Raw genomic sequence first — 19,592 nt, 5'->3', positions numbered from 1 at the left:
GCGCCCTTTCGGGGCCTCATACCCCTAAGCTCCTCTCCCTATTGCCTAGGTGGACTGGGGTCAATATTCTGCACCGCAACAGAGGAGCAATTCCAAGTGCAAGATATCCCCCATTCCCTGACCCCGCAGGACAGTCTGATCGCCGTGATGATGGCAGTCTCTGCCTCGGATGAAGAAATTACATCCGCCGAGCTTTTGACCATCGAACGCATCGTCAACCACCTGCCGGTCTTCGCCACCTACGACCCGGATCGGATCAAAACCGTCTCGCAGACCGTGTTTGACCTTCTGGCCGTCGAAGATGGTCTGGACGCAATTTTTGGACTGGTGCGCGAAAACCTTCCCGAGACCCTGTGGGAAACCGCCTATGCGCTGGCCTGTGATGTGGCTGCGGCGGATGGCGTGTTGCAAGGGCCCGAGCTGCGCATCCTCGAAGAAATTCGCTATGAGCTGAATATCGACCGGTTGCACGGCGCGGCCATTGAACGGGGTGCGCGGGCACGCCATATGACCCTGTAACCCGGACATCGCGGCGCGTGGTGGTTCGGGAAATCAAGGATTTTCCGGCCATTTTTGCGTGCGCATCGCGCGCAGAAATGGCTCCCCCCCGAAAGGTAAAGACATGCTTGAGCAATTCGACATCACCAAACGCTGGCCCGCCAAGGATGCAAGCCGCATTCAACTTTATTCACTGCCGACACCGAACGGCGTGAAGGCCTCGGCGATGCTGGAAGAAACCGGCCTGCCATACGAAGCGCATTTGGTCAGTTTCGCCACCGATGATCAGTTCACGCCTGAATTCCTGTCGCTGAACCCCAACAACAAGATCCCCGCCATTCTGGACCCGAACGGTCCCGACGGCGCGCCCCTGCCCCTTTGGGAAAGCGGCGCCATCCTGATCTATCTGGCCGAGAAATCAGGGAAACTCTTGCCCACCGATCCCGTTGAACGGGCTGAGGTCTTGCAATGGCTGATGTGGCAGATGGGCGGGTTTGGTCCAATGCTGGGCCAGTTTGGCTTTTTCTACGCCTTTGGCGGCAAAGAGATTGAAGACAAGCGCCCGTTGGAACGCTACCGGGCCGAAGCGCTGCGCCTTTTGAAGGTTCTGGACACCCAACTGGACGGGCGCGATCACGTTGCGGGCAGCGCCTATTCGATTGCGGATATCGCGATCTGGCCATGGGTGCGGGCGCTGATTACCGGATATGACGCGGCCGAGACCCTGAAGCTTGACCAGTTTTTGAACGTCAAACGCTGGCTGAAAGCCTGCATGGAGCGTCCCGCATCGCAGGCTGCTGTGAACATCCCACCGCGCCCCTGAGCTGGTCTAATGCATTTCGGGTAAACATGTGCCTCAGGCCTATCCCGAAACGCTTTAGCCATCTGGCCCATAAAGCGTGGCCCAGCGCGAAATAAGCTGATGTTGGAGCCGCCGTGATCTGCGGCTCCAGCTTTTCGCCCCTTTGGGCCGTTCGCGATTGGCCCGCGCGATCCCTGCGCGCCGCTCCATGTCGGCAGTGAAGATCGCAAAGGCCAGTTCCCGCCCGTCCGGCAAGGTCACATAGCCCGCCAAGGTAGACACGAAGTTCAGCGTTCCGGTTTTTGCACGGATCGCATAGCCTGCCACCGGCGGGTTATCGATCTTGGGAGCAACGGCTTTCAACAGCCCATGCAGCTCTCCGGATGGTCCCAGCGTGACCAAGGCGCGCACCATGTCTCGGGCCGACAGGCGCGAGGCATCGCTGAGCCCGCTATGGTCCGCAAAGGCAATTCGCGACGCCCCAAGCGCCTGTTGCGCCCATTCAGACATCTGCGCCGCCGAGCCGGCAAGATCAGCCGGTTTCTGATCGGCCTGCGCGCTGGCGGCAAGGCCCAGCACCTCGGCCGTCAGATTGGTCGAGTATTTCAGCATACCCTTTACAATCTCAGGCAGCGGGGCCGAGCTGTGGGTCACCAAAACCGTGCCCGCCGGGATATCTGCCCCGACCTCGGGCCGTGGCAAAACCACCCCCTGACTGCGTGCCAGCACCTGAAACACTTCTCCCGCATAAAGATCGGGCCGCCGCACAGGCAGCCAACGCGATCCCCCGTTGCCAAGCGCGGCTTTGGCCACTGTCCAGCTGTCCGTGCCCGCCGCGTCCTTGTAGGTGAATATCGGCACTTTACGGTCGACAACGGCCATCCGTGCCATCTTGACGGGAGGGCGCAAATTGTCGGACCGCGCATCCATCAAAAGATCATAGGTCCCGCCTGCGCGCTTCCACTGGAAATGCACGCGGTTGTAATTCAGGTTCAGCCCGGAAACGGCGGGATTATAGCCCAAGTGGTCCGGCTGTCCGGGATCAATCACGCGCTGATAGGGCAGATAGGCGCCTGTCACCCGGAACGCGCCAGCGATCTGCACCACACCCGCAGCCTTTAATGCCCGCGCCATACCCGCCAGCGCATCTGTGTCCAGCGTCGGATCCCCACCGCCGACAAGCACAAGATCGCCCTCGACCTTGCCATTCACGACGGGGCCGGTGGCGACAATGCGCGTCTCGAACTGGTGGTCTGTGCCAAGTTCAGACAGGGCATAGGCACCCGTGATGGCTTTGGCGACGCTGGCAGGTGGCAGAGGTAAAACCGGGTTGCGCGCTTCCAAGATCGTGCCTGTGCGCGCATCCGCGACCACAAAACCATATTTACCACCCAAGCCGGCCTCACTGATCAGGTGGTCAATCGATGGCAGGCTGCGCTTGGCATAATCTGCGGGCTTAGGGGCAGGCAGGATCGAGGTCAGCGGCGCGTTTGCCATGGCCGGTACGCCAAGGGTTGCCCCTGCGCCAGCCAGAAATGCACGCCGTGAAAAATCCTTGGTCATCCTGAGAGTTAAGCAAGTGCAACCGGGCGTGGCAAGCGCAATTCAGCGCCCGTGCCATTCTGCCCTACCAGTCTCCGCGTGCGCGGATTTGGGACGAAGACACATCTTTCATCGGCACATTCACAAGACACCATGACGGGGCCTCTGACACCCCCAAGGTCATCGCCTGCCGCCCACTGATCTGCGCATGCCTATATTGGCGCGCCGCGGGCGACATGCGCCCTGCACCGCGGTCTCCGGGGCGGGCGATGACCCCAACGGGCACGTTTTCCATGATCCAGCCCCAGCGCTCCCAGCGGTGGAAATCCGCCAGATTGTCCGCCCCCATCAACCAGACAAACCGCACCCCCGGATAAAGCCGGGTCAGGGCCGCAAGTGTCTCGGCGGTATAACGCGTGCCGGTATGGGCCTCTATGTCGGTGACCTCGACACGCGGGTGCTGCATCACCTGCCGCGCCCGTTCCAAACGCTGTGCCATCGGCGCGGGCCCGTGTTCTTTCAACGGATTGCCCGGCGTCACCAGCCACCAGACCCGATCCAACCCAAAGCGTTTCAACGCCTCGCGCGTGATATGGGCATGCCCGTCATGGGCCGGATCAAACGACCCACCCAAAAGACCGATCACCTGACCGGGCCGTGCATATGGAAATCCGTGACGCATTCCACCCCCGACAAACCGCTTTTCCCTATCGCGAGGCAATTGCCCTCGTCCAGCGAAATCGCTATTTGCAGGGGAACGCGCAAATCACTGCGCCCAAAAGATCAACGGGCACACGCCCCCCGCACCGTGTATTCAGGAGCATTCACATGGCCGCTTATCAATATGTCTATCACATGGACGGCGTTTCCAAGACCTATCCGGGTGGCAAGAAATGCTTTGAAAACATCCGCCTGAGCTTCCTGCCCGGCGTGAAAATCGGCGTGGTCGGCGTGAACGGCACCGGTAAATCGACGCTCATGCGCATCATGGCGGGCATCGACAAGGACTTTCAGGGCGAAGCCTGGGCCGCCGAAGGCGCCAAAGTGGGCTACCTGCCGCAGGAGCCCGAACTGGATGCATCCATGGACGTGCGTGGCAATGTCATGCAGGGCGTGGCCGAGAAAAAGGCCATTCTGGAACGCTATAACGAGCTGGCCATGAACTACTCGGACGAAACCGCCGAGGAAATGGCCAAGCTGCAAGACGAGATCGACGCTCAGAACCTCTGGGACCTCGACGCGCAGATCGACGTCTCGATGGAGGCCCTGCGCTGCCCCCCCGATGACGCCGACGTCACAACCCTGTCGGGTGGCGAGAAACGCCGCGTTGCGCTGTGCAAGCTCTTGTTGGAAGCGCCTGACATGCTGCTGCTTGATGAGCCGACCAACCACTTGGACGCGGAAACCATCGCGTGGCTGCAGCAGCATCTCATCGACTACAAGGGCACCATCCTGATCGTCACCCACGACCGTTACTTCCTGGATGACATCACCGGCTGGATCTTGGAACTCGACCGCGGCTCGGGCATTCCCTACGAAGGCAACTACTCGGCATGGCTCGAGCAGAAAGCCAAACGGCTGGAACAGGAAGCCCGCGAAGACAAATCCAAACAGAAAACGCTGGAGCGCGAGCTGGAATGGATGCGTCAGGGCCAGAAAGCCCGTCAGGCGAAATCCAAAGCCCGTATCGCCGCCTATAACGAGATGGCGAACCAGTCCGAGCGCGACAAAGTTGGCCGCGCCCAGATCGTCATCCCCAACGGCCCCCGTCTGGGTGGCAAGGTGATCGAGGTCGCGGGCCTGAAGAAAGCCATGGGTGACAAGCTGCTCATTGAAAACCTCGATTTCTCGCTGCCCCCCGGTGGCATCGTCGGCGTCATTGGCCCCAACGGCGCGGGTAAATCGACGCTCTTCAAAATGCTGACCGGGCAGGAACAGCCCGACGAGGGCACGGTGGAACTGGGCGACACGGTGAAACTCAGCTACGTGGACCAGTCGCGCGACGACCTAAACGATGGCGACACCGTCTGGGAAGCGATTTCCGGCGGCGCCGAGATCATCGAGTTGGGCGACGCGCAGGTGAACTCCCGCGCCTATTGCTCCAGCTTCAACTTCAAAGGCGGCGATCAGCAGAAGAAGCTGAACCTCTTATCAGGCGGTGAACGCAACCGCGTGCATATGGCGCGTCTGCTGAAAGAGGGCGGCAACGTGCTGCTCCTTGACGAACCGACCAACGACCTGGACGTGGAAACCCTGCGGGCCTTGGAAGACGCGCTGGTGGATTTCGCCGGCTGCGCCGTCGTCATCTCGCACGACCGCTTCTTCCTTGACCGTATCTGCACCCACATCCTCGCTTTTGAAGGCGACGCCCATGTGGAATGGTTCGAAGGCAACTTCGAGGACTATGAGGAAGACAAGAAGCGCAGGCTGGGACCGGACGCGCTGGAGCCCAAACGCTTGAAGCATAAGAAGTTTACGAGGTAGTATTACTCAACATTGGGTAGAATCATATTTCGAGTGGACTAAAATGGATACAATTCGAGCGGATGAAGTTATCAATTCCACGCTTTGCTCAGCAAATGCAGCGCTTGGCAATCACTTCGATGCAGATGTTGTATCCATTTTTGCACCCATGACATACGGCGTCGATGACCTTGTTCGAAATGAAGTGGAACACCTCAGCGAAACCCACCAAGGAAAAAAGAACTCACGACTTGTGGTTATACTAGAAACAAATGGCGGCTACGTCGAAGTGGTTGAGCGTATCGTTCGGGTATTTCGAAGGCACTACAAAACAGTCGAATTTGTGATTCCGAACCACGCGTTTTCAGCCGGAACAATTCTTGCTCTCTCGGGGGACGAGATTCACATGGACTATTTCTCGGTGCTCGGTCCAATTGATCCACAGTTCCCAAACGAAAATGGACGCTTCCTTCCAGGACTAGGATACTTGACTAAGTACAATGACTTGGTTGAAAAAATTAATGACCCGGCAGCCGGAGGAACGCTTCAAGCTGAGATAGCGTTTTTGTTAAAGAAATTCGATCCAGCACAATTGTTCCATATCGAACAGTCAATCGAACACTCTAAAGCTTTGATTACTGAGTGGCTCCCAAAGCACAAGTTCAAGAATTGGAAAGTGACGGAAGCAAACGGCACAAAGGTCACTCCTAAAATGCGCCGCGATCGAGCTGAGCAGATTGCAACTGTTTTGGGTGATGCTTCGAAATGGCATTCACACGGTCGCGGTATTTCGCTAAAGGAACTGCAAGCACAAGAGATCGGCTTAAAGGTCGAGGATTTTAGTGACGATGCGGAGCGTTCAAGCTATATTAGGCATTATGCTGGCCTACTGAAAGACTATATGGAAAAGCTTGGAATGGACGCCGCTGTTCATACCGAACAACGACTCTCGGGGACCTAGATGAAAAGCACTGCGAAATTCGACCTAGAACACAAAATGTTGCGGAAGAGAGCAGAAGAGCACAATGGTTTGAAGGATCTGCTTGAGCTATTGGATCACATTTCACTAGAAGACGAGAAGTCTGAGTCTAGAGAAAATCGACGACTGCCTTATGGAGTCCAACCAAGTCGCAAACAGGGTACCTGGAAGCGTACTGGATAGCTGAACAAACAACCGGTAGAGTTCAGGATACCACCACCGGCTGCCCCTCTTCATCCAGCGCCACAAAGACAAACACGCCCTCGGTCACCTTGTGTTTTGACCGGCCGCGATCCCGTTCGGACCACGCCTCCAGCGTGATGGACATGGAGGTCGTGCCGACCCGTGTGACCTCGCCGTAAAGGCACAGAACGTCGCCCACTTTGACCGGAGAGATGAACTTCATCGCGTCCACCGCCACGGTCGCCACGCGCCCGCCTGCGTATTCCGCCGCCAGCACGCCGCCCGCGATGTCCATTTGGGACAGCACCCAGCCACCGAAGATATCTCCGGCCACGTTGGTGTCCTTGGGCATGGCCAGCGTGCGCAGGATGATGTTGCCTTCGGGGGCGTCGGTATCGGACATGAGGGGCCTCGTTCGTTGCTGACCCATAGGTAAGCCGCGACCGTCGCCCCTGCAAGAACGCCGTTACGTGACGCGTTGTTCAGGCGGCGCGGGCCACGTCATAAAGCTCGTTCAGAAGGTCCAGCAGGGTTTCCATCTTCTCGGTCCCAAAGCGGGTTTCGAGGTCTTCATAGATGCCTGCCGCCTTTTGCGACATGGTGGTGTATTTCTTGCACCCGTCTGGCGAAATCTGTACGCGGCGACGGCGCGCGTCGCTGTCTTCGACCCGTTCGATCAGCCCGCGTTCGGTCAGGGTTTTCAGGATGCGCGACAGGCTGGGGGGCATCAAGACGCAGCGTTCCGCCAGTTCGGTGGCGCAGCAGGGTTTGCCTTCAGCCAGCACGCGGATCACCCGCCATTGCTGCACGGTCAGGCCGATTTGGTCCAGCTCGTGCCGGAAGGGTTTCAGGGTTGCTTCACGGGCGTGGAGGAGTGCCAGAGGCAGCGCGCGATCGAGTTTCTTCATTGTCATCTTGGGTCCTTTCGCGGATGGCCGCGTGGATCGTGCTCCAGCTTTTGCGGCTGAAGCGGGTTTCAATGTCCTGAACCTCAAGGCTGAGTATGAAGGGCGTGTTGCCCATCTGCGGGCGCAGCGCGTCCTCAACCGCGCCATAAAGGGTGTCGGCGATGGCCTCGCGCGTGGCCTCGTCCCGTCCCTGCCCAAGTCTGAGGATCATATCGAGGAAGTGATACCCGCCTGCCCCGTCGCCAATGGCATCGATGTCAGCTTCGAACCCACGCACGCGGATGCCACCCACAGGGCACTGCCCGGTGGCGACCAGTGCCGCGCGCATGACCTCGGCCAGGGATCGCAGGTCTGCCTGCTGGCCCAGCCCGGTGCTGTATTCGAAAGACAGGTGTGGCATGATCACTCCTTAACACTGGCAGTAAATACCCACGGCGCAGGAAAAGCAATTCATTGCGGGTGCAACAAGTTGCCTCAGGTCGTCACGACCCCGTTTGCGACCCATGTATCGAACTCGGCCAGCACCCGATCCGAAAATCCGGCGTCGTTGATATGCGCGTCCAGCTCGATCAGGGTTACGTTGTCCGGGCAATGGGCGCGGATTTCGTCGACGAACGCGGCGAGCCCTTCTGCGTCATGCAGCGGGCCACCGGGACGGTCCCATTCATTGCCCCCCTCAAGCGGCACGATCAGGTTCACGGGACCTTTCGCGCCTGCAAGTTGGGTACACATGGCGCGTGCCATCTCGCGGCGCTGGTCGGGCGTCATCATGACCGACGAGAGCAGCCGGTTATGCGCATGCACCTCTTGGCCTGCCAGTTTCGGCGGCACATCCTGCCAGCCGATAAAATCCACAAGGTCATAGCAGCCGATCGACACCATCTGCGGCGTGGCAGATGCGCCCGCATTGGTCATCCGATCCGGCCCGGCCGAGATGGTCGAGCCCATGATGTGATTGCCCAACTCTTGCGGCGCGAAATCCAGAACGGCGGCAAAAGCGCCCTCACCCGCAAGGCTTTCAAACGCGCGCCCGCCCATACCGGTGGCATGGAAGACGGCAACCTCGAACCCACGCTCTTCCAGCGCGGGTTTCAAGCTGACCATATAGCGCAGCACGGTTTTCCCGAAGCTGGTCATCCCGATGAGCGGCTTTTGGAAGTCCGGTTTCTCAACCGCACGGGCCGCGCCCAGCACGGCTCCAGCGGCTTGGCTCAGCGATGCTTTGCAAATTGAATTCAGCCCATAAAGCCCGCCGGCCCAGAGGATCATCTGAACATCCGCCGGAAGACGTTCGGGCGGGATAAGGGGCGAGAAGCTGACCGTCGAGACGACGTATTTCGGCACGCCAATAGGCAAGGCCTGACACAGGTCCAGCGCCGCATCCGTGCCCATGGTGCCACCCAGCACGATCAGCCCGTCAAACACGCCTTCACGGTAGAGTTTCAACGCCAAAGCCGCCGAGCCCTGCGCCATGATCTGCATGGCGGTGTTCTCGTCCCCGCTGTCGATGGCGGCCTGAATGGATGATCCGCCGGCCTCGGCCACGTCATGTTTGGAATAGTCACACGGCGCGCTTGGATCACCCAGAACCGAGATGTCCATCGTGGCCACGCCACCACCCTGCGCCCGGATCACATCGGCGATATAGTTCAGTTCATCGTCTTTGGTGTCATAGGTCCCGACGACCAGAATTACCTTGTCGCTCATAGCTGCATCCATGCTGTCTTGAGGTCGAAATATTTATCGAAGGCATGCATCGACTTGTCATGCCCGTTGCCCGATTGCTTGACGCCGCCCAAGGGAACGGTGCCATCCGCGCCGCCATAGGTGTTCACGTGCACAACGCCCGCCTGAATGTCGCGCACCATGTTATGTGCGCGGCTGAGGTTCGACGTCCAAACCCCTGCTGCCAAACCAAATTTCGTTGAGTTGGCAATGGCAACCGCGTCTTCGTCTGTCTTGAACGGGGTCACGGCCAGAACCGGCCCGAAGACCTCGTTTTGGGCCACGTTGTCTTGCGGCTTCACGCCTTTCAACACGGTCGGCTCCATGAAATAGCCGCCCGTGTCTTGCATGATGCGCGCGCCACCCAGCGCAATCTCGGCACCCTCTTCAACCGCCTTGTTGACGAAGTTCAGATTGCCTTCCAATTGGGTCAGGTTGTTCACCGCGCCGATATTGGTGGTAAGATCCAGCGGGTTGCCGACTTTCATCGCGGCGGCGTGGCGCGAGAGCGCCTCGACAAACTCGTCGTGGATACTCTCCTCAACCAGCAACCGAGACCCCGCCACGCAGACCTGCCCTGCGTTGCGGAATATGCCAGCGGCGGAAACCTTGGCCGCCTGTTCCAAATCAGGGGCGTCCGCGAAGACCACGTTGGGGGACTTGCCACCCAGCTCCAGATAGCAACGTTTCAGGTTCGAGCGCGCCGAGTATTCCAAGAGCCTGCGCCCCACCCCACCCGAGCCGGTGAAGACCAGCACGTCCACGTCCATCGACAAGGCCAACGCCTCGCCAGTGACGGAGCCAGCCCCGGTGACGACATTCAATACGCCATCCGGCAAGCCAGCTGCAGCCGCCAGTTCCGCGAGCTTCAACAGCGACAGCGACGCGGTTTCGGCAGGCTTCAACACCACAGAGTTCCCGGCGGCCAGCGCAGGCGCCAGTTTCCACGCGCCAATCATCAGCGGGAAATTCCACGGCACAATCGCACCGACGACGCCCACGGGTTCCTTGTGCACAAGGCCTAATACACCCGGCGCGGTTGGGGCAATCTCGCCATAGACCTTGTCCAGTGCCTCGGCATAATACCGAAACGTACCCGCCGCAGACCCCGGCTCGGCCTTCAGGGCCATGCCAATCTCGGTCCCATTGTCGCGCACGCCCAGCACCGCCAGTTCCAGCGCATTCTGTTCAATCAGATCGGCCAGCTTGTGCAACACCTTCTTGCGATGCGCAGGCGCTGCGCGCGACCAACGCCCGTCGTCAAACGCACGACGTGCCGCCGTAACCGCCCGGTCCACATCGCGAGCGGACGCCCGCGCAATCGTGGTCAGTCTTTTTCCGTCAATCGGCGAGAGAACGTCTTGCGCTTCGCCCTCAGCGTCTTGCCACGCTCCGTCAATATATAGTTTCTGCGGCGCGACAGGATTGCGGGAAAGCTCGTTGATGCGTGACTGGTCTGCCATTCGTCAGTCTTTCTTTCTTTATAGTCCAGCCAGACCCGGCGGAAATGCAGGGCCAAGACAAGGACAATCATTCCAAACAGGATCGCCGCGATCGGGCGATCAATAAAGTCTAGCGGGGTCTTCACGCGCGCCATGGCGCTGCGCAGTTTCACTTCCATGATGCCACCCAGCACCATGCCCAGAACGATGGGCACGACAGGCAGCTGCATGCGTTTCATGATGAAGCCAAAGATGCCAAAACCGGCGGCGATGATGCAGTCGGTCAGCGAGTTGCGTAAGGAATAAACGCCCACAAAACTGAGGATCAGGATGCATACACCAAGGAACCGGTTGGGGATCTTCACCACTTTGATCAGCTGATTGGTCGCCACCAGCAGGAAGGCCACGACAAGCACATTCAGGATCAAAAGCGCCAGGTAGAGCGCCACGACAAAGTCCATGTCGTTTTGGAAGAGTTGCGGGCCAGGGATCACGTTGTGCACGTAGAAGACAGACAGCATCATCGCGGTCAGCGCCTCGCCGGGAATGCCCAGCGCCAAAAGCGGCACCATGGCGGCGCCGGGCACGGCATTGTTGGCGGTCTCGGCCGCGATCAAGCCTTCGGACGATCCATGCCCGAAATCCTCGGGCCGCTTTGAGGACTTCTGTGCGTAGGTATAGGACATGAACTGCGCGGTGAACTCGCCCACCCCGGGGATCATGCCCATAACCACGCCGAACGTGGCCGAGATACCCGCGATGCGCGGGTGGCGGGCCAGTTCCCGGAAACCCTGAAAGAAGCTGCCTTTTAGCTTGGTCAGACGGACCTTTTCGTCGTCGCCGTGCAACAGCGTAAAGGCTTGGCTCAGTGCAAAAAGCCCCAGCACCACCACGATCAGGTTCACCCCACCCGACAGCCAGCTTTGGTCAAACGTGTAGCGTTTTGAATAGCTTGCCGGGTGCAGGCCTATGGTATTCAGCCAGATGCCAAAACAGGCCATCGCCGCCGCAATAAGCGTGTGTTTGCGGTGCGCGGTGACGACCAGAATGATGCCCAGAAGGGCTGCCAGAAATATCTCACGTGAGCCAAACATCGGGGCAATCTTTGCCAGAATTGGTGCAAAGAGGATCAGGCAAATGACCGAAAAGATGCCACCAAAGAAGGACGAGCTATAGGCCAGCGACAAGGCGCGCCGTGCCTCGCCCCGCGTGGTCATCGGATAGCCGTCATAGGTGGTCAGCGCGTTCACCGCCGTGCCGGGCGTGTTGATCAGAATGGCGGGGATTGAGCCTCCATACATCGAACTGCCATATATGCCCAAAAGCACGGTCAGCCCCACGATGGGGTCCATCGAAAACGTCGCGGGCAGCAGAATGGCGATGGCGACGGCAGGCCCCACGCCGGGGATCGCGCCGATCAGCACGCCACCGACCGAGCCCACCAACAGGGCCAGCACCACATCCCAACGGGCGAGATACGAGGACGAGGCCTGTACTTGGCTCAGGAAATCAAAGATCAGGTCCATGCCGCCCTCAGAAGTTCAGGATAAAGAAGGAACGCAGCGCGCCCGGAAGGTATTCATAGATGGCCGCGCCGGGGATTTTCACCTGCAGAAAGCTTTTGAAAATCAGCACGACCAAAACGGCAAAGACGCCCGCGCTCCACATCATCACGCGCGAACGGTAGCCCACCCGCCATGTCAGGATCAGTGAGAACGCAATGGTGACCGGCAGATATCCGATCAGGGGCACCAGCAGCACATAGGCCAGGAACCAGCCTGCCCATTCAAAGACCGACGCCCAGATCTTGGCTTCGCGCCGGTCGGTCCAGTGTTGATAGAGCCACGTCACGCGAATGATGGCGACCAGAAAAACAAATGGCGCCGCTGCGACGGGACCAAGCCAGAGCGCCAGAGCGATTGCCAGCACCGCCCAGAAAAGGCTTTCAGCCCATTGGAACCAATCCGCCTCGCGCATCCAGCGCGGCAGGCGACGTGGTTTGCGCGGCAAATGCCAAAAATGCAGCGCCGTAAACAGCACCATACCGCCCACGCCAATCGCTGGCCAGAACCGCGGCTGTGCGAAGAAGTCTTTGCCTTTCAGCCACTTGGTTTGATCCTCAATAGCGGCCAACAGAAGCGTGGCGCAGATCAGGAAGAGGGCCGCGAACAACACCTGTCCGCGCTGGGGGCGGTCGGGATGTTCTGTGATTTCATCGCTCATGTCGCGCGCTTTCCGGGGGCATTTGCATCAGTCGGGGCCAGCCAAAGCCAGCCCCGCACAAGGTCGTGTCACGCGGAATTACTCGAGGATACCGCTGATCACAGCACCGGTTTCCTGATCCGCAGCGATCCGCGCGGCCGATGCTTCGGCGTCCATCCAATAGACCAGAGCGCCAGTCTCTTTGGCAACGGCCTGTGCACGCTCGCTCATCACGGTTTTCGCGGCCACGGCGGCGATCTTCTCGCGCACGTCAGCGGGCGTGTCCTTGGTCACGAACAAACCATTCCACAAAGCGATGTTCAGCTGCGCGTCCAGCTCGCCGATGGTCGGCGTATCCGGCACAAGGCTGATGCGCTCGTCGGTGACGGCCATCAGAACTTTTACGTCATCCAGACAAGGCAGGATCAGCTGCAGCGTGGTGTTGATGACGTCCGCATCGCCCGAGGCCAGCGTGTTGCAGTCCAGCGCATCAAAGGCTGCGTCCGAACCCCAATTGAAACCCGCATTCTTGGCATAGGCTTTCGTCACCTGCGTCGGCGTCAGCACGTCTCCAAAGTGCCCCAAAGCCACGTCGTTTTCCTTGGCATAAGCCGCCAGCTCTTCCATCGAGCTGTAAGGCGCGTCGCCCGAGGTCGCGACCACAAACGGATAGGTCAGGAAGATGCCAATCGGGTCGAACTTTGCGGGTGCCAGTTCGTCGATGCCGATCTCGTGGCCAATGACGGGCACGGCGGGCACGAAACTGCCGATCGTATAGCCATCAGCGGGCGCCGTGGCCACGTCAATCGCGCCGGGGAACGGACCACCGCCCCCGCCGGGCTTGTTCACAACCGCGGCGGATACGCCGTATTCGGCCTGAAAATCCTCGGCAATCATGCGTGTCAGCACGTCTTCCAGATCACCCGGAGGCCACGGCACAATGAAGCTGACCGGCTTTTCCGGATACTCCGCCATCGCCGGTGCGGCGATCATGGATGCAGTTACGGCCAGCGCGCCGGCCAGAATGGATTTGGTGTTCATGACGGTCTCCCTGTTTCGTCAGATCAAATTTCGTCGTTTGCTTTGCGCTTCGGATTATTGTGGTTCATTATTTGAACCGTTGGTTTTAAAATAGATTGACAGCGTGGAGCGATTCCTGTCAAGAAAACATTGAACATGTAAACGAAAAACTGCGCCTCACGCCGAGGAACCCGCGCAGGAAATACCCGGAAGGTGAAATGGGAACAGCGTCCAAAGCCTTGTCATTGCTGAATTATTTCAGCCGCGCCCAGTCGCAAATCGGGCTGACTGACATGGCGCGCCTGTCGGGCATGAACAAAGCAACCGTTTATCGCCTGATGGGCGAATTGGCAGACCATGGATTCGTGGAACAGGTCGGCGCCGGGCGTGAATACCGCCTTGGCCCCGCCTTTCTGCGCCTTGCAGCCTTGCGTGAAAAAGCCGTTCCGATGCGCGAGCTTGTGTTGGCTGAACTGACCAAACTCAGCGAGATTACCGGCGAGACATCCCATATGTCGCTTTTGAACGGAGAGGTTCTGTCCAACCTCACTTACAGCTATGCCCATCACCACGGCACGATGGTGATGATGGAAGATGCCGAAGTGTTGGAGCTGCATTCCACCGGCTCTGGCCTTGCCGTGTTGGCCTTTTCGCCCGCCCCGTTCGTGGACGCCGTGTTGGACAAGCCGCTGGTGGCACGCACGTCGGAAACCCTGGTCGATCCCGATGCCATACGCGCGTTGTTGCCGCGCATCCGGGATCGCGGCATGGCGCAGTCCATTGGCGGCTATGAACAGGATGTGCATTCCCACGCAGTGCCGATATTTGACGCCTCGTCGCAATGCATCGGGGCCGTGGCCGTGGCCGCACCGGTATCACGTATGACCGATCAGTTGCGCAACACGATCCAAACCGAACTTGCCCTGACCGCAGGGCGTACGACACGTGTACTTGGGGGCTTCCCTCCTGACAGTTTTCCAACATTTCGACCCGCAGCTACCCCTGCAGAAAGCGAGCTGACATGAAAGATTCCAACTTTCTGAAAGAAAAGAACGCCCGTTCGCTCTGGCACCCCATGGCGCATCCCGCCGACAGTTTACAGAACCCGCCAACCATTGTGACCGGTGCCTCCGGTGTGAAGATCAAGGATGTCGACGGCCATGAAGTTGTCGATGCCGTGGGCGGTTTGTGGAATGTGAACCTTGGGTTTTCCTGCCAGCCGATCAAGGACGCCATTGCCGCGCAACTGGACACCCTGCCCTATTATTCGACCTTTCGAGGCACCACCAATGACAAGGTCATCGAGCTGTCTGAAATGCTGCGCGATTTCTTTGAGCCTGATGGCCTGACGCGCGCATTTTACACCTCGGGCGGGTCTGACAGCGTGGAAACGGCGCTGCGTCTTGCCAGACAGTATCACAAGATCAAAGGCGCGCCCGGCCGCACCAAGTTCCTGAGCCTGAAGAAAGGCTATCACGGCACGCATATGGGCGGTGCATCGGTCAATGGCAACGCCAATTTCCGCACCCAATACGAGCCGCTATTGCCCGGCTGCTATCACATCCCGGCGCCCTATACCTATCGCAACCCGTTTAACGAAACCGACCCCGAACGCTTGGCACAGCTTTGCCTGCAGGCCATGGAAGACGAGATCGCGTTTCAGGGTGCAGACACCATCGCCGCGATGATCATGGAGCCCATTTTGGGCGCAGGTGGTGTGATCCCGCCGCATGAAAGCTTCATGCCCGGCGTGCGCGAGATCTGCTCGAAGCATGGCATCCTTCTGATCGCGGACGAGGTGATCACCGCCTTTGGCCGCACCGGCGGTTGGACCGGCAGCCGGTATTGGGGTGTGCAGCCTGATTTCATGTGCACAGCCAAAGCGATCACCAACGGCTATTTCCCCTTCGGCGCTGTGATGATCGCCGAGCATGTGGTGGAAACCTTCGAAGCCGACACCACAGGGAAAGCCGCCATCGGGCATGGCTATACCTATTCGGGCCACCCGGTCGGTGCCGCCGCCGCGATTGCCTGCATGAAAGAAACCCTGCGCCTGAAGGTCAACGAAAACGCCGCCGAACGGGGCGCTGAGCTTTTTGCCGGGCTGCAGGCCTTGGGCGACAGCTATGACGCGATTGGCGACGTGCGCGGTGGGCATGGTCTGATGTGCGCGCTGGAGCTTGTGTCCGATCCGGCAACGAAAGCGCCCATCGACAAGCAGAGCATCGGCACGTTGCAGGAGGTCGCCTATCAGAACGGCGCGATGGTGCGCATCTCAGGACCGAACGTCATCATGTCACCGCCTCTGGTGCTGACCTCGGATGACGTGCAGACCATCCTGTCCGCGCTCAAGGCAGGTTTCGCCGCGATCTGACGCCGCCCCAGTCACGCACAAAGGCCGCCCTGTTCCGGGCGGCCTTTTTTATCTGTGTTGATCGACTAAAACCGGAAACCCGTCGGGGTCGGTGACCACAAAACTGGCCGGACCCTCCTTGCCGCCTTGCTCTTGCGTGATCTCAACCCCTTCTGCGGCAAGCTGCGCCTTGATGGCCCGCACGTCTTCGAACGGATCGACATGCGTCGCGCTCTGGTCCCAACCGGGATTGAAGGTCAGCATGGCCCCTTCAAACATTCCCTGAAACAGCCCGATCAGCGTGTCACCGTTTTTCATGATCAGATAATTGTGGTCCTCGGTGCCCGCGAAAGCCGTGAAGCCCAACGCCTCGTAGAACGCCTTGGACTTTCCAAGGTCCTTCACCCCGAGACTGACAGAAAATGCGCCAAGTTGCATAACGTGATCCTCCCTTTGCGATCAGCTTACCACAAAAGGGGGACCAGAGCGGTCAGACAGGCACGATCAGCCGGATGCCGTCCAGATCGTCGGATGCTTCGATCTGGCACGACAAGCGCGAGGCATCCGTCACCTCGCCATCCGCCATATCCAACATCGCCTCTTCAAAATCGCCCTTCGTCCCGGTTTTCGACAGCCAGTCACCATCCACATGCACATGGCAGGTGGCACAAGACAGCGACCCGCCGCATTCGCCCTGAATGCCCGCGACATTGTTCGCTTGGGCAGCTTCCATCAGGTTCACGCCCGTCTGGACATCAGCCACAACTTCCTCGCCCCCAGGCAAGACCCAGGTTACTTTCATCTTACATCTCCTTGTTTTTACGTCACTTAAACGAAGTTCACATAGAAGTCGCGCAGCCCGTCGCCCTCAAGATCTCGGGTCTTGATGACCTCTTTGCGCTTCATGAAAACATGGTTGTCCACCAACATACGCCCCACGCGGTCGCCCAGAACGGTGTCGGCCTCAAGGTCATTCATCGCCGCTTTCAAGTTCACGGCCGTGCCTTCCTTGGCCTCGGTCCGGTCAAAACCGTCGCCGCCCTCAATGGGACCAAGCGGATAGTTGTTTTCCAGACCCAGCAGCGATGCCTGCAACACTGCAGCCACCGCCGTATAGGGATTGGCGGTCGCGTCCGCCATGCGGTGTTCCAGCCGCGATTTCGCACCGCCCTCGCCTGAGATGCGCGTGGTGACATTGCGGTGATCCCCGCCCCAGTTGCGCCAGTACCCGGACAGAGATCCCGGCTGCAAACGCTGATACGAATTTGTCGTGGGCGCCACCAATCCGGCCAGCCCCTTATGGTGGTGCATCAGGCCTGAAATACAGCCGCGCGCCAGATCGTTCATATGCTCAGGCCCGCCAATGGGTCCATTGTCCAACGCATTGCCGCCCGAGCGATCCCGGAAGCTGTAGTTGATATGCATGCCTGATCCGCCCGCCTCGGCAATCGGCTTGGGCATGAAGGTCAGGACCAACCCGTGTTCCAGCGCGACCTCGCGCGCCATCTGGCGGAACAGCACAATGTCATCCACATGTTTCAACGCCTCATCAAAGGTCAGCGTGAACTCAAATTGCGGGCTGTCATATTCGCCCGTCATCATTTCAAGGTTGAAGCCCAGCTTTTCAGCCCGTTCCCAAATATCATCAGTGAAGCGCAACGGGTCGGTGAACGGCCCGGTGCCATAGACCACACCACCCGGCGCGTCATAGGGAACCAATCGGCCAATCTCGTTGGCCATCAGGGCAAAGCATTCCAGTTCGATCCCGACCATCGGGGTCAGACCACGCTCTTCCCAAGCGGCAATCGCACGTTTCAACGCCTGACGCCCGCACAGCTCCAGCGGCACACCGTCTTGGTCATACAGGTCACCGATGACAATCTGCGTCGAGGCCTCCCACCCGTCGCGAATATCCTCGGCGCGCCATCTGAGCTCCATGTCCGGCAGGCCCTGCTTCATCATCGCACCGGGCGCGTCCAACAAATCCTTGTCGTAATGCACCCCATAGGTGGACCGGCAGAACCGCGTCTCGCCCGTGCCGATTTTTGATCCCGGCAGATACTTGCCGCGCAGAATGCTCAGATGATCAAGCCAAAGGGCTCGCAAACGGTCTTTCATTGATCCTCCCTGCCCGGCTTAGCCGGGTCGCCCCGTTGAGGGGTTACTTGGCCTGCAGTGTCACAGGCAATTCCTTGATCCCACCCACGAAGTTCGAGCGCAGGAACTTGTGCTCCCCGGCAGGTTCCACCATTTTCACGCGTTTCGCCAGTTCTTCGAACAACACCCGCACCTCAAGACGCGCCAGATGCATGCCCAGACAGACATGCGGCCCGCCCTGCCCAAAGGACATGTGGCGGTTGGGGCTACGAAAGAGGTCCACGCGGTTGGGGTCGTCAAACACCTCTTCATCGCGATTGGCCGAGGACCACCAGTATAGCACCTTATCGCCCTCTTTGATCTGCTTGCCGTGCATCTCGTGATCGCGCGTGGCCGTGCGGCGGAAGTAAAGCGCGGGCGTGGCCCAGCGGATGATCTCATCCGGGGCCGTAGCCCAGATATCGCCGCCCTCCTGCATCTGCCCCAGCAATTCCCCTTGATGCGCCATGGCCTGAATGCCTGCTGCAATCGAATAGCGGGTGGTGTCATTGCCCGCGGCGACCAGCAGACAAAAGAAGTTCCGGAACTCCTGTTCCGGCATCACGTGACCATCTTTGTCCGGCTGCATGATCATATGCAGCACACCATCCGTGTCGCCCTTGCGGTTCTTTTCTTCGATGAGCCGCTTGGCATAGTCGAAAAGCTCAGCCCCGGCCGGTGAGTTGAAGGGCATCATGCGGTATTCGTCGGTCTGCATTTTATCCAGCACGTGATCGGTGAAATCCGGGTCCGTGTTGGCAATCAGCGCATCGCCCTTTTCCACCAGCCACGGCAGGTCTTCGTCGGGCGTGCCGATAATCCGGCCCAGCATCATCATCGGCAGCTGGCGGGCAATCATCTTGGTGGCATCAAATGTGCCGGCTTCAAGTGCTGCGTCCAGAATGGGGTGGCACAGCTCGCGGATCTGATTCTCGAACCCGGCGACAACCGGGCGCGAGAACGCCTTACCCACTTTCACCCGCGTCTTCATGTGCTCCGGCGGATCGGTTTCCTGAAAGGTGCGGCGGGCCAGATATTCCTCGTAGGTCTGGTCCTCCATGCGGATGCCGCGGGCCGAGGACATCAGCTCGTAGTTCCGATTGAGCTCGGTGATATCTGCATGGCGCACCACGTTCCAGAACCCCTCGCCCCCGTCCCAATCGGTCCAACTGAGCGGGTCCTCGCGGCGCAGACGTGCAAAGGTATTGTGCGGCGCGCCGTTCACAAATGTATCGTGACTGGACAGATCAGCAAAACCGTCGTCATTTGGGGTCCAGACTGTCATGCGCATCTCCTTGGCGATTAGCTGTTGTGTGTCGCGCTTGACTAAATATATTAT

20 protein-coding genes are annotated in these 19,592 nt (G+C 59.3%); 6 read left to right on the top strand and 14 right to left on the bottom strand.

What is annotated here, in order from left to right; translation table 11 throughout:
• Positions 1-147: 147 nt before the first annotated feature.
• Positions 148-519: a tellurite resistance TerB family protein gene (locus ACRY08_RS09365; protein WP_432450273.1), complete on the top strand. Its 372-nt coding sequence runs from the start codon at positions 148-150 to the stop codon at positions 517-519.
• Between the two features lie 103 nt (positions 520-622).
• Positions 623-1,321, top strand: a complete 699-nt coding sequence (locus ACRY08_RS09360; protein WP_432449654.1) for a glutathione binding-like protein — start codon at positions 623-625, stop codon at positions 1,319-1,321.
• A gap of 54 nt (positions 1,322-1,375) precedes the next feature.
• Here ACRY08_RS09360 and dacB read toward each other — a convergent pair whose 3' ends face one another.
• Positions 1,376-2,863: a D-alanyl-D-alanine carboxypeptidase/D-alanyl-D-alanine endopeptidase gene (dacB, locus tag ACRY08_RS09355; protein ID WP_432449653.1), complete on the bottom strand. Its 1,488-nt coding sequence runs from the start codon at positions 2,861-2,863 to the stop codon at positions 1,376-1,378.
• A 64-nt stretch (positions 2,864-2,927) separates the two neighbouring features.
• Positions 2,928-3,524 carry a nicotinate-nucleotide adenylyltransferase gene (locus ACRY08_RS09350; protein WP_432449652.1) on the bottom strand — a complete coding sequence of 199 codons (597 nt, stop codon included), beginning with the start codon at positions 3,522-3,524 and terminating at the stop codon, positions 2,928-2,930.
• Positions 3,525-3,670: 146 nt separating this feature from the next.
• Here ACRY08_RS09350 and ettA point away from each other — a divergent pair, with 146 nt between their 5' ends.
• Both ettA and ACRY08_RS09340 read left to right on the top strand, forming a co-directional pair.
• Positions 3,671-5,326 carry an energy-dependent translational throttle protein EttA gene (ettA, locus tag ACRY08_RS09345; RefSeq protein WP_432449651.1) on the top strand — a complete coding sequence of 552 codons (1,656 nt, stop codon included), beginning with the start codon at positions 3,671-3,673 and terminating at the stop codon, positions 5,324-5,326.
• Positions 5,327-5,369: 43 nt separating this feature from the next.
• Positions 5,370-6,266, top strand: a complete 897-nt coding sequence (locus ACRY08_RS09340; RefSeq protein ID WP_432449650.1) for an SDH family Clp fold serine proteinase — start codon at positions 5,370-5,372, stop codon at positions 6,264-6,266.
• A 223-nt stretch (positions 6,267-6,489) separates the two neighbouring features.
• Here ACRY08_RS09340 and ACRY08_RS09335 read toward each other — a convergent pair whose 3' ends face one another.
• The 8 genes from ACRY08_RS09335 to ACRY08_RS09300 all read right to left on the bottom strand — a co-directional run bounded on the left by ACRY08_RS09335 (position 6,490) and on the right by ACRY08_RS09300 (position 13,785).
• A complete protein-coding gene (locus tag ACRY08_RS09335) occupies positions 6,490-6,870 on the bottom strand; it encodes an acyl-CoA thioesterase (protein ID WP_432449649.1) in 381 nt (126 codons plus the stop codon).
• Positions 6,871-6,949: 79 nt separating this feature from the next.
• Positions 6,950-7,375, bottom strand: coding sequence for a homoprotocatechuate degradation operon regulator HpaR (gene hpaR / locus ACRY08_RS09330; protein WP_432449648.1), 426 nt, complete (start codon positions 7,373-7,375; stop codon positions 6,950-6,952).
• Positions 7,326-7,775, bottom strand: coding sequence for a hypothetical protein (locus tag ACRY08_RS09325; protein ID WP_432449647.1), 450 nt, complete (start codon positions 7,773-7,775; stop codon positions 7,326-7,328). Before ACRY08_RS09325 ends, hpaR begins: the two co-directional genes overlap by 50 nt.
• Positions 7,776-7,849: 74 nt before the next feature.
• Positions 7,850-9,082, bottom strand: a complete 1,233-nt coding sequence (locus ACRY08_RS09320; protein ID WP_432449646.1) for a Tm-1-like ATP-binding domain-containing protein — start codon at positions 9,080-9,082, stop codon at positions 7,850-7,852.
• Complete coding sequence (locus tag ACRY08_RS09315; RefSeq protein ID WP_432450272.1) at positions 9,079-10,446, bottom strand: aldehyde dehydrogenase family protein; 1,368 nt, start codon at positions 10,444-10,446, stop codon at positions 9,079-9,081. The genes ACRY08_RS09320 and ACRY08_RS09315 overlap by 4 nt, the downstream gene beginning before the upstream one ends.
• The gene (locus ACRY08_RS09310; protein ID WP_432450271.1) at positions 10,428-12,047 is read right to left on the bottom strand and encodes a tripartite tricarboxylate transporter permease; all 1,620 of its coding nucleotides are present in this window, start codon (positions 12,045-12,047) and stop codon (positions 10,428-10,430) included. The genes ACRY08_RS09315 and ACRY08_RS09310 overlap by 19 nt, the downstream gene beginning before the upstream one ends.
• Positions 12,048-12,075: 28 nt before the next feature.
• On the bottom strand, positions 12,076-12,765 hold the full coding sequence (locus ACRY08_RS09305) for a tripartite tricarboxylate transporter TctB family protein (protein ID WP_432449645.1): 690 nt from the start codon (positions 12,763-12,765) through the stop codon (positions 12,076-12,078).
• Positions 12,766-12,843: 78 nt separating this feature from the next.
• Positions 12,844-13,785, bottom strand: a complete 942-nt coding sequence (locus ACRY08_RS09300; protein ID WP_432449644.1) for a tripartite tricarboxylate transporter substrate-binding protein — start codon at positions 13,783-13,785, stop codon at positions 12,844-12,846.
• Positions 13,786-13,982: 197 nt separating this feature from the next.
• Here ACRY08_RS09300 and ACRY08_RS09295 point away from each other — a divergent pair, with 197 nt between their 5' ends.
• Entirely contained in the window at positions 13,983-14,789 is an 807-nt protein-coding gene (locus ACRY08_RS09295) for an IclR family transcriptional regulator (protein WP_432449643.1), read from the top strand.
• Positions 14,786-16,138 carry an aspartate aminotransferase family protein gene (locus ACRY08_RS09290; protein ID WP_432449642.1) on the top strand — a complete coding sequence of 451 codons (1,353 nt, stop codon included), beginning with the start codon at positions 14,786-14,788 and terminating at the stop codon, positions 16,136-16,138. The genes ACRY08_RS09295 and ACRY08_RS09290 overlap by 4 nt, the downstream gene beginning before the upstream one ends.
• Positions 16,139-16,186: 48 nt before the next feature.
• Here the strand turns inward: ACRY08_RS09290 and ACRY08_RS09285 are convergent, their stop codons facing one another.
• Genes ACRY08_RS09285 through ACRY08_RS09270 form a run of 4 tightly spaced genes read right to left on the bottom strand, consistent with a single transcriptional unit; the run spans position 16,187 to position 19,538 of the window.
• Positions 16,187-16,555, bottom strand: a complete 369-nt coding sequence (locus ACRY08_RS09285; protein ID WP_432449641.1) for a VOC family protein — start codon at positions 16,553-16,555, stop codon at positions 16,187-16,189.
• Positions 16,556-16,607: 52 nt separating this feature from the next.
• On the bottom strand, positions 16,608-16,919 hold the full coding sequence (locus tag ACRY08_RS09280) for a 2Fe-2S iron-sulfur cluster-binding protein (protein ID WP_432449640.1): 312 nt from the start codon (positions 16,917-16,919) through the stop codon (positions 16,608-16,610).
• 26 nt (positions 16,920-16,945) lie between these two features.
• Positions 16,946-18,235 carry a glutamine synthetase gene (locus ACRY08_RS09275; protein ID WP_432449639.1) on the bottom strand — a complete coding sequence of 430 codons (1,290 nt, stop codon included), beginning with the start codon at positions 18,233-18,235 and terminating at the stop codon, positions 16,946-16,948.
• 43 nt (positions 18,236-18,278) lie between these two features.
• Positions 18,279-19,538: a cytochrome P450 gene (locus ACRY08_RS09270; protein WP_432449638.1), complete on the bottom strand. Its 1,260-nt coding sequence runs from the start codon at positions 19,536-19,538 to the stop codon at positions 18,279-18,281.
• Positions 19,539-19,592 lie beyond the last annotated feature (54 nt).

The organism is Aliiroseovarius marinus, from assembly GCF_050881025.1.
Lineage (GTDB): Bacteria > Pseudomonadota > Alphaproteobacteria > Rhodobacterales > Rhodobacteraceae > Aliiroseovarius > Aliiroseovarius marinus_A.
This window is presented reverse-complemented; position numbering and strand designations above follow the sequence as displayed.

What these genes read in the sequence shown, in the direction of transcription:
- ACRY08_RS09365 (WP_432450273.1), top strand. Translation starts at nt 148, where the DNA reads ATGATGGCAGTCTCTGCCTCGGATGAAGAAATTACATCCGCCGAGCTT.
- ACRY08_RS09360 (WP_432449654.1), top strand. Translation starts at nt 623, where the DNA reads ATGCTTGAGCAATTCGACATCACCAAACGCTGGCCCGCCAAGGATGCA.
- dacB (WP_432449653.1), bottom strand. Translation starts at nt 2,863, where the DNA reads ATGACCAAGGATTTTTCACGGCGTGCATTTCTGGCTGGCGCAGGGGCA.
- ACRY08_RS09350 (WP_432449652.1), bottom strand. Translation starts at nt 3,524, where the DNA reads ATGCGTCACGGATTTCCATATGCACGGCCCGGTCAGGTGATCGGTCTT.
- ettA (WP_432449651.1), top strand. Translation starts at nt 3,671, where the DNA reads ATGGCCGCTTATCAATATGTCTATCACATGGACGGCGTTTCCAAGACC.
- ACRY08_RS09340 (WP_432449650.1), top strand. Translation starts at nt 5,370, where the DNA reads ATGGATACAATTCGAGCGGATGAAGTTATCAATTCCACGCTTTGCTCA.
- ACRY08_RS09335 (WP_432449649.1), bottom strand. Translation starts at nt 6,870, where the DNA reads ATGTCCGATACCGACGCCCCCGAAGGCAACATCATCCTGCGCACGCTG.
- hpaR (WP_432449648.1), bottom strand. Translation starts at nt 7,375, where the DNA reads ATGAAGAAACTCGATCGCGCGCTGCCTCTGGCACTCCTCCACGCCCGT.
- ACRY08_RS09325 (WP_432449647.1), bottom strand. Translation starts at nt 7,775, where the DNA reads ATGCCACACCTGTCTTTCGAATACAGCACCGGGCTGGGCCAGCAGGCA.
- ACRY08_RS09320 (WP_432449646.1), bottom strand. Translation starts at nt 9,082, where the DNA reads ATGAGCGACAAGGTAATTCTGGTCGTCGGGACCTATGACACCAAAGAC.
- ACRY08_RS09305 (WP_432449645.1), bottom strand. Translation starts at nt 12,765, where the DNA reads ATGAGCGATGAAATCACAGAACATCCCGACCGCCCCCAGCGCGGACAG.
- ACRY08_RS09300 (WP_432449644.1), bottom strand. Translation starts at nt 13,785, where the DNA reads ATGAACACCAAATCCATTCTGGCCGGCGCGCTGGCCGTAACTGCATCC.
- ACRY08_RS09295 (WP_432449643.1), top strand. Translation starts at nt 13,983, where the DNA reads ATGGGAACAGCGTCCAAAGCCTTGTCATTGCTGAATTATTTCAGCCGC.
- ACRY08_RS09290 (WP_432449642.1), top strand. Translation starts at nt 14,786, where the DNA reads ATGAAAGATTCCAACTTTCTGAAAGAAAAGAACGCCCGTTCGCTCTGG.
- ACRY08_RS09285 (WP_432449641.1), bottom strand. Translation starts at nt 16,555, where the DNA reads ATGCAACTTGGCGCATTTTCTGTCAGTCTCGGGGTGAAGGACCTTGGA.
- ACRY08_RS09280 (WP_432449640.1), bottom strand. Translation starts at nt 16,919, where the DNA reads ATGAAAGTAACCTGGGTCTTGCCTGGGGGCGAGGAAGTTGTGGCTGAT.
- ACRY08_RS09275 (WP_432449639.1), bottom strand. Translation starts at nt 18,235, where the DNA reads ATGAAAGACCGTTTGCGAGCCCTTTGGCTTGATCATCTGAGCATTCTG.
- ACRY08_RS09270 (WP_432449638.1), bottom strand. Translation starts at nt 19,538, where the DNA reads ATGACAGTCTGGACCCCAAATGACGACGGTTTTGCTGATCTGTCCAGT.